Source organism: Thauera propionica (assembly GCF_002245655.1).
Classification (GTDB): Bacteria; Pseudomonadota; Gammaproteobacteria; order Burkholderiales; family Rhodocyclaceae; genus Thauera; species Thauera propionica.
In genome coordinates this window covers 41,569-54,452 of the sequence record NZ_NOIH01000013.1, presented here as the reverse complement: position 1 = coordinate 54,452, position 12,884 = coordinate 41,569, and the positions used below count along the sequence as shown (strand labels likewise).

The window sequence follows — 12,884 nt, the reverse complement described above, 5'->3', positions numbered from 1 at the left end:
CGTGCCGGCGCCCCGGCCTGCTCAGTGGCTGGCGAACACCGCGGTCTTGCCCGCGGCGTCGAAGCTCACGACGTCGTAGCGGTCGGACGGGTAGGGGCCTTCCATGCCGGGCGAGCCCATCGGCATGCCGGGGGCGGAGATGCCGGTGATGGCCGGCTTGTCGGCCAGCATGCGCTTGACGTCGGCCGCCGGCACGTGGCCTTCGACGACGTAGCCGCCGACCTTGGCCGTGTGGCAGGACCCCAGGGCCTGCGGCACGCCCGCCGTGCGCTTGATCGCGCCCATTTCGCCGGTGGCGACTTCCTTGACCTTGAAGCCGTTGGCGCGCATGTGCTCGGCCCACTTGCCGCAGCAGCCGCAGTTGGGGTCCTTGAACATCGTCACCTCGTCGTCGGCTGCCGTCGCGTGGCCGAGGGTGGCGAGGCCGATCGCCGTGGCGGCCAGCAGGGTGCGCAGGGTCGGGCGGAGGGATTTCATGTGGAGGCTCCTGAAGACTCGGAAAGTGGGGCGCGCGCATCCGTGGCGCGCGGCAACGTGATGGTGAAACGCGTCAGCCCGTCAGCCGAGATGGCAGCGATGTCGCCGCCATGCGCTAGCACGATCGAACGCGTGATCGCCAGCCCGAGGCCTGCGCCCTCGCCGTGACGCGCGCGGTTCGCACCGGCGCGGTGGAAGCGGTCGAAGATGCGCGGCAGCTGGTCCGGCGGAATGGTGTCGCCGGTATTGGAGACCGACAGGGTGACGGCATCGTTCCCGCTGGGGACGGCATTCTCGATCAGGATGTCGATCGTGCCGCCCGCCGCTGTATGGCGCAGCGCGTTGGACAGCAGGTTCGATACCGCGCGCCGCAGCATCAGCCTGTCGCCGGTCACGCATGCGCCCCCATGGAGCGTGATGCGCACCTGGCGTTCCTCCGCCAGCGCCTCGTAGAACTCGATCAGAGCGTGGATCTCGTGATCGAGCGCGACGGTCTCGACCGGGCGCGGCAAGCGGCCGTTCTCGGCCTGGGCAAGGAACAGCATGTCGCCGACCATGCGCGCGATGCGCTCGAACTCCTCGAGATTGGAGGCGAGCACCTCACGGTATTCCTCGCTGCTGCGCGCGCGCGACAACGCGACCTCGGTCTGCGTCATGAGGTTGGAGACGGGCGTGCGCAGTTCGTGCGCGATGTCGGCGGAAAAGTCCGACAGGCGGGTGAAGGAGGATTCCAGCCGTTCGAGCATGCCGTTGAAGGCATCGACCAGGTCTCGGACTTCGGCCGGGGCGCCGGTCTCGTCCAGGCGCTGGGACAGGCGTTCGGCCGACAGGCCGCGCGCGGTCGCCGTCACCCGTCGTAGCGGGGCGAGCCCGCGGTGCGCGGCGAACCAGCCGAGCAGGGCGGCGACAAGCGCGGCGCCGGAGATGCCGAGCCACAGCCCGCGCCGCACTTCGTCGAGGAAGTGCGCATGGTGGGAGATGTCCAGCGCCACGGCCACGCGCAGTGCGCCGCCGGCATCGGCGCCGGCGTCCAGCGCGATCTCGCGGCCGATGAACTGGCGCGGTCCCGATTCCCAGCCTTCGCCGCCCTGCATCAGCGCCGCACCCGCGAGATGGGCGGGCTTGAACGCGCCGGGCTGGATCGCGTGCAGCACCGTCCCGTCTGCAGCGCGCAGCAGCAGGCCGACCGTGTCCTGGCCGGCGAAAGCCGCATCGAGGTGCTGGCCGGCATCCGAACCGGCTTCGCGCACCAGGTTGCCGACCAGCGTCAGCTTGCCGGCCAGCTCGTGCGCGTCGAGTTCGTCGAAGTGTGCCTCGACCGCGCGACCCAGCACGACGCCGACGACGATCAGCAGGCTCGCGGTTAGCAGAGCGAACAGCAGCGCGAGGCGGGCGGTGAGCGACAGGCGTGGTGACATCTTCAGCATTCCGGCACTTCGAGCACGTAGCCCATGCCGCGCACGGTGCGGATCAGCTTGGGCTCGAAGGCGTCGTCGACCTTGGCGCGCAGCCGGCGCACGGCGACTTCGATCACGTTGGTGTCGCTGTCGAAGTTCATGTCCCAAACCTGCGAGGCGATCAGCGAGCGCGGCAGCACCTCGCCCTGGCGCCGCAGCAGCAGTTCCAGCAGGGCGAACTCCTTGGCGGTCAGGTCGATGCGCTGGCCGGCGCGCAGCACGCGCCGGCGCAGCAGGTCGAGCTCGAGGTCGGCGGCGCGCAGCACGTCCGGCTCCTTGCTGCGGCCCCGGCGCAGCAGCGTGCGCACGCGCGCCAGCAGTTCGGAGAAGGCGAAGGGCTTGACGAGGTAGTCGTCGGCCCCGAGTTCCAGGCCGCGCACCCGATCCTCGACCTGATCGCGTGCGGTGAGGAACAGCACCGGCATCTCGCGCCCGCCGCGACGCAGCGTCTGTAGTACGCCCCAGCCATCGAGCCCTGGCAGCATCACGTCCAGCACCACCAGCGCATAGTCACCGTTCAACGCCAGATGCAGGCCGTCCAGCCCGTCGCGGGCGAGGTCGACCACGAAGCCGGCCTCGGCCAGTCCCTGGCGCAGGTAGTCGCCGGTCTTGGGTTCGTCTTCGACGATCAGGATCTTCATGTCGCTTCGATCAGGGTAGGGGGCTCGCGAGATACGGGCTCATTGTGCCCTCTCGGCGTGCGGCCGGACGCCACATTACAGAGATGTAATCCGGGCGTCAGGGTGTGGACGGCGAGGGCGGGGCAGCATGTCGTCACCCCAATCAATGCGAGAGATCCGACATGATGAAGGCACTCCACATCCCGCTGCTGGCTGCGACGTTCATCCTGGCGGCGCCGGCCGGCGCGCTGGCGCAGTCCGGCCATGACCACCACGGCAGCCACGGTGCAAGTCGGGCCGCGGCGCCTCCTGCGGCCAGCGACCATTCCGAAGGCACGGTGCGCAAGGTGGACAAGACGGCTGGCAAGATCACGATCGCCCACGGGCCCCTGCCGCGCCTGGACATGCCGCCGATGACGATGGCGTTCGCCGTTGCCGACGCTGCCATGCTCGAGCAGGTCAAGACCGGCGACAGCATCCGCTTCATCGCCGACAAGGTCGGCAGCACCTTCACCGTGGTCGAGCTGGAGCGCCTGCCTTGACCTGTTCCCGCTGCATGGCAGCCGACGTTTTCGAGCTGTGCATGCCTTCCCCAGACGCCCATCGCTGTCCATGCCGCCGATGAAGCCCCCTCCATTCAGCATTCGAATGCGTGCGCTTGCCGGCCTGCTCTCCTGTGCTCTTGCTGCGCCCGTCACGGCTTTCGGGGCTGACTCGGGCGCTACGGAAGGCACTGCGCTCGGCGCCGATGTGCGCGCCCTGATCGAGCATGCCCGGGCGCACAGCCCGGCGTATGCCGCTGATCGCGCCGAGGCTGAGGCAGCGCGTGAGCGCGTCGAGCCGGCCGGCGCGCTGCCCGATCCGCGTTTCGAGCTGGAGCTGATGGATTTCACCAACACCATGAACGGCCGTTCGGCCTCCGTGTTGCCGGGGCAGGTCGGCGAGACGCGCTATCGTGTGGTGCAGCCCTTGCCCGGCTGGGGCAAGCGTGAGCTGGCGGCGGAGGCGGCCGAGGCGCAGGCCCGCCGTGCGGCGGCGATGCGCGATGCCGGCTGGGCCGAGCGGGCGGCAGTGATCGAGGCCGCCTGGCTGCGCTACTACGCCGCCGATCGCGAGCTGGCCCTGGCTCGCGATGCGCTGGCTCTGCTGCAGGAGCTCGAGACGCTGGCGCTGGCACGTTATCGCCTTGGCCTGCTGCCGCAGCAGACCGTGCTGCGCGCGCAGCGCGAAATCAGCGAACAGCGACTGGTGCTGCTGACGCGTGAGCAGGCGCGCCGCGGCGTGGTGGCGATGCTGAATGGCCTGCTTGCCCGCGCACCCGATGCGCCACTGGTGCCCCCGACCGACCCTGCGCCGCTGCCGGATGCGCTCGATGCGGGCGCGCTGTTCGAGCGCGCCCGCGCGCGCAGTCCCGAGGTGCTGAGTGCGGCCCGGGGCGTCGATGTCGCCCGCGCCGAGCGGGCGCGCACCTACCGCGAACGCGCGCCGGACTTCAGCGTCGGGCTGACCTACAACCGGCCGGACGAAGGGCGCCCGTCCTGGGACCTGATGTTCGAAGTGATGATCCCGCTGCAGCAGGGTAGCCGCCGGGCGCGCGAACGCGAGGCGGAGCTGATGCTGACGGCGGCCGAGGCGCGTCGCGAGGCGAGCGCGGATGCCGCGGTCGGCGAACTCGGCGCGGCCTGGGCACGCTATGGCGGCGGTCGGGATGGCCTGCGTCTGCTGCGCGAGAGCCTGCTGCCGCAGGTACTCGCCACGCGTGACGCCGCGCGTGCGGCACTGGTCGGCGGGCAGGCGGACTTCGATAGCGTGCTCGAGGCCGAACGCCAGCTCATCGCCGTGCGCGAGCGGCTGCTGCAGACCGAGATCGAAACCCGTCTTGCACTCAGCGAGATCGAGAAACTGTCTGGGGAAACGAAGTGAACAAGGGAACGCGCATGGGTGCGCTGGTGGTGGTCGCCGCGCTGGCGGCGGGCGGGGGATACTGGGCCGGCACCGGCCTCGGCGTGCCGGCCGACGCCCGCAGCGGCGCAGCGGCTGGGACCCCGGCCGGCGCGGTGGATCAGGGGGCGGCGGCATCCGCGACGGGCGAACGCACGATCCTCTATTACCGCAACCCGATGGGCTTGCCCGATACGTCGCCCGTCCCCAAGAAGGATTCGATGGGCATGGACTACATCCCGGTCTATGCCGACGAACAGCCCGACGACGCCGGCGTGGTCCGTGTCAGCCCGGCGCGCGTGCAGACGCTGGGGGTTCGGACCGCGGTGGTCGAGTCGCGCACGCTGGCAGTGCCGATCCGAGCCAGCGGCCGCGTGGAGATCGACGAGCGCGCGCAGGCGGTGGTGGCACCGCGCTTCGACGGCTGGATCGAACGCCTTCACGTGCGTGCCGTGGGCGATGTCGTGCGCAAGGGCCAGCCGCTGTTCAGCACCTACAGCCCCGAGCTGCAGTCGGCCGGCGAGGAGCTGCGCATCGCCGAGCGCCTGCAGCGCGACAGCAGCGCCGACCCGGTGGCGGGCGAGGCCGCCGCGCGCCTGGCCGAGGCGACGCGCGCGCGCCTGCGCAACCTCCAGGTGGGGGGCCAGGCCGGACCGCGCCAGACCCTGCATGCGCCGGTTGCCGGCATCGTGCTGGACAAGGCCGCGATCGAGGGCGCGCGCTTCGCCGCGGGAGAGGCCTTGTTCCGCATCGCCGACCTGTCGCGGGTGTGGGTCGTCGCCGACGTCTATGAGCGCGATCTTTCGCAGATCCGGCCCGGCCAGCATGCACAGGTGACGCTGGACGCCTTCCCCGGCAGGGCCTTCGAGGCGCGGGTCGATTACCTCTACCCGACGCTCAACACCTCCACGCGCAGCACGCCGCTGCGGCTCGAACTCGACAACCCCGACGGCGTGCTGCGCCCCGGGATGTTCGCCCGGGTGGAACTGGAGACCGGCGGCGTGGCACCGACGCTGGTCGTGCCGGCCTCGGCCGTCATCGATGACGGCGAGCGCCAGGTGGTGCTGATGGCGCTGGACGAGGGGCGCTTCCAGCCGCGTCCGGTGCGGCTCGGCGCACGCGGCGGGGACTTCGTCGAGGTGCGCGAGGGGGTGCAGGCCGGCGAGCGCGTGGTGGTGTCCGCCAACTTCCTGATCGACTCAGAAAGCCAGTTGCGGGCGGCGCTGTCGAACATGAACGAGGCCGCTGCGCCGCCGCCGGTCCATGAGGCCGAAGGCCGCTTCGAGGCCTTCGATGCCGAACTGGGTAGCGTGACCCTGACCCACGGCGAGATCCCGGCGCTGAAATGGCCGGAGATGACGATGGACTTCGGCCTGGCGTCGCCGGAGCTGGTGCGCGGTCTCGCGCCGGGGGCGCCGATCCGCTTCCGCTTCGAGGAGCGCGGACCCGGTGACTACGTCGTGACCCGCATCGAAGGACCTGGCGACGCCGCGACCCCGGCGGCGGAGCATCGTCATGACTGAGGCGGTGCGCGAGGCCGGCCATCCGGAACGAGCCGACGCGGCGCCCTCGCAGGCGGCGGAGGCCGGCGAGGGGGGCGCCCTCGGCCGCCTGATCGACTGGTCGGCACGCAACGTCTTCCTGGTACTGCTGGCGACGCTGTTCCTGATCGGCGCCGGCCTGTACGCGATCCGTCATACGCCGCTCGATGCGCTGCCCGACCTGTCGGACGTGCAGGTCATCGTCTACACAGACTACCCCGGCCAGGCACCGCAGGTGGTCGAGGACCAGGTCACCTATCCGCTCACCACGTCGATGCTGGCCGTGCCGCGGGCGAAGGTGGTACGCGGCTTCTCGATGTTCGGTGCGTCCTACGTGTATGTGATCTTCGAGGACGGCACCGACATCTACTGGGCGCGCTCGCGCGTGCTGGAGTACCTGAGCACCGCGGCGGCGCGCCTGCCGCAGGGCGTGGCGCCGCAGATCGGGCCGGATGCCACAGGCGTCGGCTGGGTGTACCAGTACGCCGTCACCGGCCGCGACATGTCCCTGGCCGACACGCGCAGCCTGCAGGACTGGTATCTGCGCTACCAGCTGACGCAGGCCGAGGGCGTGTCCGAGGTCGCCAGCGTCGGCGGCTTCGTGCGCGAATACCAGGTTACGGTCGATCCCTACCGGCTTGCCGGCTACGGCATCACGCTCGACGACGTGACGCGCGCCATCCGCGAGTCGAATCGCGACGTGGGCGGGCGCGTCATCGAGCTGGCGGAGAAGGAGTACATGGTCCGCGGCCGTGGCTACCTGCGCGACGCGGACGACATCGCCGGCATCGTGCTGAAGATGGACGGCGGTACACCGGTGCGCATCGCCGATGTCGGCCGAGTCGAATGGGTGCCGGCCGAGCGGCGCGGCCTGGCCGAGCTGAACGGCGAGGGCGAGGTCGCTTCCGGCATCGTCATGGCGCGCTTCGGCCAGAACGCGCTCGACGTGATCGCTGCGGTCAAGGCCAAGCTCGCCGAGGTGGCACCGGGCCTGCCGGAAGGTGCGGAAGTCGTGCCGGTGTACGACCGCTCGACGCTGATCGAGCGCGCCATCGACAACCTCAAATGGACGCTGCTGGAAGAAAGCCTGATCGTCGCCGCGGTGTGCGTGGTCTTCCTGCTGCACGTGCGTAGCGCACTGGTCGCCATCGTGACGCTGCCGCTCGGCATCCTCGTGGCCTTCATCGGCATGCAGGCGCTGGGCATCGGCTCGAACATCATGAGCCTGGGCGGCATCGCGATCGCCATCGGCGCGATGGTGGACGCCTCCATCGTCATGATCGAGAACGCGCACAAGCGCCTGGAGACCCTGCACGAGGGCGCGACCGCAGCCGAGCGCGCGGCGGTGCTGATCGGCGCCTGCCGCGAGGTGGGGCCGGCGCTGTTCTTCTCGTTGCTGATCATCACCGTCTCCTTCCTGCCGGTGTTCACACTCGAAGGGCAGGAGGGCCGGCTGTTCTCGCCCCTGGCCTGGACCAAGACCTTCGCCATGGCCGGCGCGGCCTTCCTGTCGGTGACGCTGGTGCCCGTGCTGATGCTGTTCTTCGTGCGCGGACGGATCGTGGCCGAGCATCGCAACCCCATCAATCGCGTGCTGGTGGCGATGTATCGCCCGCTGATCGCGCTGGTGATGCGCTTCAAGCTGACGACGCTCGCGCTCGCACTGCTGGCGATGGCGGTGACGCTGATCCCGGCGCGCCAGCTCGGCAGCGAGTTCATGCCGACCCTCAACGAGGGGGCGATCTTCTACATGCCCGCCGCGCTGCCGGGCATGTCGGTGACCGAGGCCGGGCGCCTGCTCGCGACCACCAACCGCATCATCAAGACCTTCCCCGAGGTCGAGTCGGTGTACGGCAAGGCCGGCCGCGCCAATACCGCAACCGACCCCGCGCCGCTGGAGATGTTCGAGACCGTCATCAACCTCAAGCCGCAGGAGCAGTGGCGGCCGGGCATGACGGTGGATGCGCTGATCGCCGAGATGGATGCGGCGCTGAAGTTTCCCGGCCTGGCCAATTCCTGGACCATGCCGATCAAGGCCCGCATCGACATGCTGTCGACCGGCATCCGCACGCCGGTGGGGGTGAAGGTGTTCGGCAAGGACCTCGAAACGCTCGAGCAGGTGGCGAAGTCGGTCGAGGCCGCCGTGCGCGCCGTGCCCGGCACCAGCAGCGCCTACGCCGAGCGCGTCGCGGGCGGCTACTACGTCGATATCGAGCCGCGCCGTGACCAACTGGCGCGTTACGGCCTGACCATCGACCGACTGCAGGAGACGCTGGCCACAGCACTCGGCGGCGAGCGGGTGACGACCACGGTCGAGGGCCTCGAGCGCTACAACGTCAGCGTGCGCTACCCGCGCGCGCTGCGCGACGATCCGACGCGCGTTGCCGCCAGCGTGCTGGTGCCGACCGCAACCGGCCCTGTGCCGCTCGGCCAGCTCGCTGAAGTGCGCATCGTGCGCGGCGCACCGGCCGTGCGCACCGAGAATGCGATGCTGGCCGCCTATGTGTATGTCGACACGCGCGAGGCCGATCTCGGCGCCTTCGTCTCCCGTGCGCGCCAGGCGGTGGCGGAGCAGGTCAGCTTTCCGCCCGGCTACTACGCCACCTGGAGCGGGCAGTTCGAGAACATGGAGCGGGCCAAGTCGAAGCTGGCGGTCGTCGGCCCGCTGACGCTGGCGCTGATCTTCGTGCTGCTCTACCTGAACTTCCGCCGCCTGGCCGAGACGCTGATCGTGATGCTGTCGGTGCCCTTCGCACTGATCGGCGGCGTGTGGCTGATGTGGTGGCTGGACTACCAGATGAGCGTGGCGGTGGCGGTGGGATTCATCGCGCTCGCCGGCGTCGCGGCGGAGACGGGCGTAATCATGCTGATCTACCTCGATCAGGCCTGGGCACGCGTGCGTGCGGAGTGCGCGGCGCAGGGCCGCATCCCCTCGGTGACCGACCTCTATGCCGCGGTGATGGAGGGCGCTGCCGGCCGCGTGCGACCGAAGATGATGACCGTGATCACCGTCATCCTCGGCCTGCTGCCGGTGATGTGGGGCACCGGCACCGGCAGCGAGGTGATGAGCCGCATCGCGGCGCCGATGGTGGGCGGCATGGTGTCCTCCACCGTGCTCACGCTGGCGGTGATTCCGGTGCTGTTCGCACTGGTCAGGCAGTGGGAGTTGCGCAGGCAGAACGCACCGTAAACAACGCATCGTTGACGCGCTACACAAGGATACAGACATGCGTCTGAGAGCGTCCTAGAGTGGAACTGAACGTGCGGTTCCGTCGAGGTTCCGAGGTGTTCCGGGCCGTACCCGATGTGCAACCGATGATGGAGGTAAGGATCATGAAACACCGCTTTCTGACGAGCGTTGCCGCTGCGCTGCTGCTTGCAGGCAGCGCGTTTGCCCAGCAGGGCGATCTGCCACCGATTCCCGATGACGCGCCGATCTATGGCTCCCAGATCATGACGCCCGAAGAGCGTGTCGAGCACCGCATCAAGATGCGTTCGGCCAAGACCCTGGAAGAGCGCGAACAGATCCGCAGCGAGCATCACAAGCAGATGGTGGAGCGTGCGCGCGAGCGCGGCGTGACTCTGCCGGATGAGCCACCGATGCGCGGCGGGATGGGGCCGGGCGGTGGCGGCATGGGACCGGGAGGCGGAATGGGCCCCGGTAGTGGCATGGGACAGCGGGGCGGCATGGGGCCGGGCGGAGGCGGTCGCTGAGTGATTGCATGACCGGCTGAAGGCTACGAAGCAAGGCCGCCCGCGCCGATGGCGCCGGCGGCCTTGTCATTGCTGCAACAACTTCAGCGCATTTCGAAGGCCTCGCGATGGAAGCGCACGCGACGGCGCCACAGGCGGGCCAGCGCTGCCTTCAGTTGGTCGCCCAGACGCGGGGGGCCGCAGAACCACACTTCGGTGCGTGCCCCGTCCGCCTGCGCCGTGGCGAACGCGTCGGGTTTGATAGCCGTGCCTGCGCTGCTGTCATGGACATGCAGTGTCACATCCGGCAGGTCCGCACAAAGCGTCCGGAGGCGGGCGACGAAGGGATCCTGCGTCGCGCCACGCGTGCTGTAGTGCAGTTCCACCGGCATGGCGTTTTCGCGGCGCGTACGCAGTTCGTCCAGCCAGGCGAGGAAGGGCGTTACGCCGATGCCGCCTGCGACCCAGACCTGGCGGGCCTTGCGGTCACGGCGTTCGAGCACGAAGCGGCCGTAGGGGCCTTCCACCGTGACCGGCTGGCCGACTGCGACCCGGCCCGCGAGCTGGCGGGTGTGGTCGCCCAGGGCCTTGATCTGGAAGCTCAGTGTGCGGTCGCCATGGTCGGCGCTGGCGATGGTGAAGGGATGGGCGCCCTCGAAGCGGTCGAGCCCGGTGAAGGAGACGAAGGCGAACTGGCCGGCGCGATGGCCGCGCCATTCGCCGCCGAGGCGGCAGACTACCTCGGTCACATCCGGTGCCGGTGAGGACACTGCCGTGACCACCCCCTGCACGCGACGGTCGCGGCCGATGCGCCCGCTGAGCGCGATGACCGCGGCGACCGTGCCGGAGGCGAGCAGCAGGGCCAGGAGCATGCCGACCGGCTGCGACCAGTAGTCGAGCGGGGCGAGCACCGCGGCATGGAAGGCGAGCAGCAGGTAGAGCGCCGGCATGGCGCGGTGCAGATGGCGCCAGAACTTGTACGGGAAGCGTTTCCACAGGCTCAGCACGATCATGCCGAGGACGAGATAGATCGCGAACTCGCCCAGTTCCTCGCCAGCGTCGCGCAAGGTGCCGAGCAGGCCGCCGAACTCCATTTCCGCCGGGCGCCTGCTGCGGCCGTACAGGGCCTTGATGAGGTCGTCCGACATCTCGATCAGCCAGTGCAGCGCGGCGAACACCGCGGCGAGGATGCCCGCCCACTTGTGCAGGCGGAAGATGCGGTCCATGCCGCCGAGCGGTCGCTCGAGGATCACCGGTCGCGTCGCCAGCACCATCGCCAGTGACATCAGGCCGATGGACAGCAGGCCGCTCAGGTACAGGCCCTGTTCGCGGATCAGCCAGGGCAGGGACGCTTGGCCGCCGTCGAGGGCCGCCGTGTTAAGCCCCCAGGCGAGGGCGAGGATGGCAATGAAGCCGGACAGAACGGGGATCATGGTAAGGCTCCCGGGTGCGAAGTGAAAGGGGGGTGCCGGCATTGCCGGCACCCCCGCGTCAGGGCCTTACTTGCTGCGCTTGACTTCCGTCTTGAGGACGTCGCCCGTCACCGGGTCGATGTCGAGTTCGACACGCTGTCCCTGCGGATCGATGGCCTTGACCTCGTACTTGTCACGCTCGCGCTCGATCTTCTCGAAGTCGCGGTAGCCGGCCGCTTCGAGCTTGGTCTGAACCTGCTGCATCGTCAGCCAGTTGGCCTGGGTCGTCGCGGTGGTGCCCGAGGTCTGGGCCATGGCCGGCATGAAGGCGGCGCCGGCGCCGAGGATGCCGCCCGTCAGGGCGAGGGTGGCGATGAGGGTGGTGGCACGCATGATGACTTCTCCTTTGATGTGTCCGCGGTCTTGGTTCGACCGTGGTGCCATCATGCGTGGGGGTAGCTGAATGCACGCTGAACGCGACGGGGGTGTCGCACCCCGCGTGCATTCGTCCTGATCGGGCTGCCGGGCTCAGCCGAGCGTGTCGAGCGCGCGCTCCAGATTCGCCACGGTGCGATCGATCGCGTGCAGCTTGTCGAGCCCGAAGAGCCCGATGCGGAAGGTCTTGAAGTCAGCCGGCTCGTCGCACTGCAGCGGCACGCCGGCGGCGGTCTGCAGGCCGGCGGCGGCGAACTTGGCACCGGTCTTGACGCCGTCGTCCTCGGTGTAGCTGACGACTACGCCCGGCGCCTTGAAACCTTCGGCGGCGACGCTGCGGATGCCGCGGGACTCCAGCAGCGCGCGCACGCGGCGACCGAGTTCCTGCTGCTCGGCCTTGACCTTGTCGAAGCCGTAGGCCTCCGTTTCCTTCATCACGTTGCGCAGTCGCGCCAGGGCGTCGGTTGGCATGGTAGCGTGGTAGGCGTGGCCGCCTGCCTCGTAGGCCTCCATGATCTGCAGCCACTTCTTCAGGTCGGCGGCGAAGCTGGTGCTGGTGGTGGCGTCGATGCGTTCGCGCGCCGCGGCGCTCATCATCACCATTGCCGCGCACGGCCAGCTCGTCCAGCCCTTCTGCGGTGCGCTGATGAGGATATCGACGCCGCAGGCCTGCATGTCGACCCAGATGGCGCCGGAGGCGATGCAGTCGAGCACGAACAGGCCGCCGACTTCATGGACCGCGTCGCCGACCGCGCGCAGGTAGTCGTCGGGCAGGATCATGCCGGCCGACGTCTCGACGTGCGGTGCGAACACCACGTTCGGGCGGTGCTGGCGGATCGCGGCCACGACCTCGTCGATCGGCGCCGGCGCGAAGGCGGCCTGCGGGCCGGGTTCGACCGGGCGTGCCTTGAGCACGACGGATTCGGACGGGATGCCGCCCATGTCGAAGATCTGCGTCCAGCGGAAGCTGAACCAGCCGTTGCGGATGACCAGCGCCTTTCTGCCGGTGGCGAACTGGCGTGCAACGGCTTCCATGCCGAAGGTGCCGCCGCCCGGCACGATGGCGACCGAGCGCGCGTTGTAGACCTTCTTCAGCGTGGCGGAGATGTCGCGCATCACGCCCTGGAAGGCCTTGGACATGTGGTTCAGCGAGCGGTCGGTGAACACCACCGAGTATTCGAGCAGGCCATCGGGATCGACGTCGGGCAGCAGTCCGGGCATGGTCACCTCCAGGTTCGTTGGCCGCCGGGCGCGGGATCACGCCGCCGTGCGGCTCCGGGGCAGGCATGTGCCTGCAGGAACGAACGA

Annotated in this window: 11 protein-coding genes; 5 read left to right on the top strand and 6 right to left on the bottom strand. The window is 69.5% G+C overall.

What is annotated here, in order from left to right; translation table 11 throughout:
* Nucleotides 1-21: 21 nt before the first annotated feature.
* The 3 genes from CGK74_RS11730 to CGK74_RS11720 are packed head-to-tail and all read right to left on the bottom strand — an operon-like array spanning nt 22 to nt 2,575.
* Entirely contained in the window at nt 22-477 is a 456-nt protein-coding gene (locus CGK74_RS11730) for a DUF411 domain-containing protein (RefSeq protein ID WP_094268659.1), read from the bottom strand.
* Complete coding sequence (locus tag CGK74_RS11725; RefSeq protein WP_094268658.1) at nt 474-1,904, bottom strand: heavy metal sensor histidine kinase; 1,431 nt, start codon at nt 1,902-1,904, stop codon at nt 474-476. The genes CGK74_RS11730 and CGK74_RS11725 overlap by 4 nt, the downstream gene beginning before the upstream one ends.
* Nucleotides 1,898-2,575, bottom strand: a complete 678-nt coding sequence (locus CGK74_RS11720; protein ID WP_094268657.1) for a heavy metal response regulator transcription factor — start codon at nt 2,573-2,575, stop codon at nt 1,898-1,900. The genes CGK74_RS11725 and CGK74_RS11720 overlap by 7 nt, the downstream gene beginning before the upstream one ends.
* A 161-nt stretch (nt 2,576-2,736) precedes the next feature.
* Here CGK74_RS11720 and CGK74_RS11715 point away from each other — a divergent pair, with 161 nt between their 5' ends.
* The 5 genes from CGK74_RS11715 (at nt 2,737) to CGK74_RS11695 (ending at nt 9,750) form a co-directional block, all read left to right on the top strand.
* On the top strand, nt 2,737-3,096 hold the full coding sequence (locus CGK74_RS11715; protein WP_094268656.1) for a copper-binding protein: 360 nt from the start codon (nt 2,737-2,739) through the stop codon (nt 3,094-3,096).
* 79 nt (nt 3,097-3,175) lie between these two features.
* On the top strand, nt 3,176-4,477 hold the full coding sequence (locus CGK74_RS11710; RefSeq protein WP_240498704.1) for a TolC family protein: 1,302 nt from the start codon (nt 3,176-3,178) through the stop codon (nt 4,475-4,477).
* A 14-nt stretch (nt 4,478-4,491) separates the two neighbouring features.
* Entirely contained in the window at nt 4,492-6,018 is a 1,527-nt protein-coding gene (locus CGK74_RS11705) for an efflux RND transporter periplasmic adaptor subunit (protein WP_048709875.1), read from the top strand.
* Nucleotides 6,011-9,226, top strand: coding sequence for an efflux RND transporter permease subunit (locus CGK74_RS11700; protein WP_094268655.1), 3,216 nt, complete (start codon nt 6,011-6,013; stop codon nt 9,224-9,226). The genes CGK74_RS11705 and CGK74_RS11700 overlap by 8 nt, the downstream gene beginning before the upstream one ends.
* Nucleotides 9,227-9,369: 143 nt before the next feature.
* Nucleotides 9,370-9,750 carry a hypothetical protein gene (locus CGK74_RS11695; RefSeq protein ID WP_094268727.1) on the top strand — a complete coding sequence of 127 codons (381 nt, stop codon included), beginning with the start codon at nt 9,370-9,372 and terminating at the stop codon, nt 9,748-9,750.
* An 83-nt stretch (nt 9,751-9,833) separates the two neighbouring features.
* On the opposite strand, the gene CGK74_RS11690 is transcribed toward CGK74_RS11695, so the two are convergent.
* From CGK74_RS11690 to CGK74_RS11680, 3 genes are all read right to left on the bottom strand, one after another.
* Nucleotides 9,834-11,162 carry a ferredoxin reductase family protein gene (locus CGK74_RS11690; RefSeq protein WP_094268654.1) on the bottom strand — a complete coding sequence of 443 codons (1,329 nt, stop codon included), beginning with the start codon at nt 11,160-11,162 and terminating at the stop codon, nt 9,834-9,836.
* Between the two features lie 66 nt (nt 11,163-11,228).
* A complete protein-coding gene (locus CGK74_RS11685) occupies nt 11,229-11,534 on the bottom strand; it encodes a PepSY domain-containing protein (protein WP_094268726.1) in 306 nt (101 codons plus the stop codon).
* A 135-nt stretch (nt 11,535-11,669) separates the two neighbouring features.
* Nucleotides 11,670-12,797 (bottom strand): aminotransferase class V-fold PLP-dependent enzyme, encoded by a 1,128-nt coding sequence (locus CGK74_RS11680; protein ID WP_094268653.1) that lies wholly within the window; start codon nt 12,795-12,797, stop codon nt 11,670-11,672.
* Nucleotides 12,798-12,884: the final 87 nt, after the last annotated feature.

Bases quoted from the DNA above. Each gene is read 5' to 3' on its own strand.
- CGK74_RS11720 (WP_094268657.1), bottom strand. From the start codon at position 2,575: ATGAAGATCCTGATCGTCGAAGACGAACCCAAGACCGGCGACTACCTG.
- CGK74_RS11710 (WP_240498704.1), top strand. From the start codon at position 3,176: ATGAAGCCCCCTCCATTCAGCATTCGAATGCGTGCGCTTGCCGGCCTG.
- CGK74_RS11725 (WP_094268658.1), bottom strand. From the start codon at position 1,904: ATGCTGAAGATGTCACCACGCCTGTCGCTCACCGCCCGCCTCGCGCTG.
- CGK74_RS11715 (WP_094268656.1), top strand. From the start codon at position 2,737: ATGATGAAGGCACTCCACATCCCGCTGCTGGCTGCGACGTTCATCCTG.
- CGK74_RS11690 (WP_094268654.1), bottom strand. From the start codon at position 11,162: ATGATCCCCGTTCTGTCCGGCTTCATTGCCATCCTCGCCCTCGCCTGG.
- CGK74_RS11730 (WP_094268659.1), bottom strand. From the start codon at position 477: ATGAAATCCCTCCGCCCGACCCTGCGCACCCTGCTGGCCGCCACGGCG.
- CGK74_RS11695 (WP_094268727.1), top strand. From the start codon at position 9,370: ATGAAACACCGCTTTCTGACGAGCGTTGCCGCTGCGCTGCTGCTTGCA.
- CGK74_RS11685 (WP_094268726.1), bottom strand. From the start codon at position 11,534: ATGCGTGCCACCACCCTCATCGCCACCCTCGCCCTGACGGGCGGCATC.
- CGK74_RS11700 (WP_094268655.1), top strand. From the start codon at position 6,011: ATGACTGAGGCGGTGCGCGAGGCCGGCCATCCGGAACGAGCCGACGCG.
- CGK74_RS11705 (WP_048709875.1), top strand. From the start codon at position 4,492: ATGGGTGCGCTGGTGGTGGTCGCCGCGCTGGCGGCGGGCGGGGGATAC.
- CGK74_RS11680 (WP_094268653.1), bottom strand. From the start codon at position 12,797: ATGCCCGGACTGCTGCCCGACGTCGATCCCGATGGCCTGCTCGAATAC.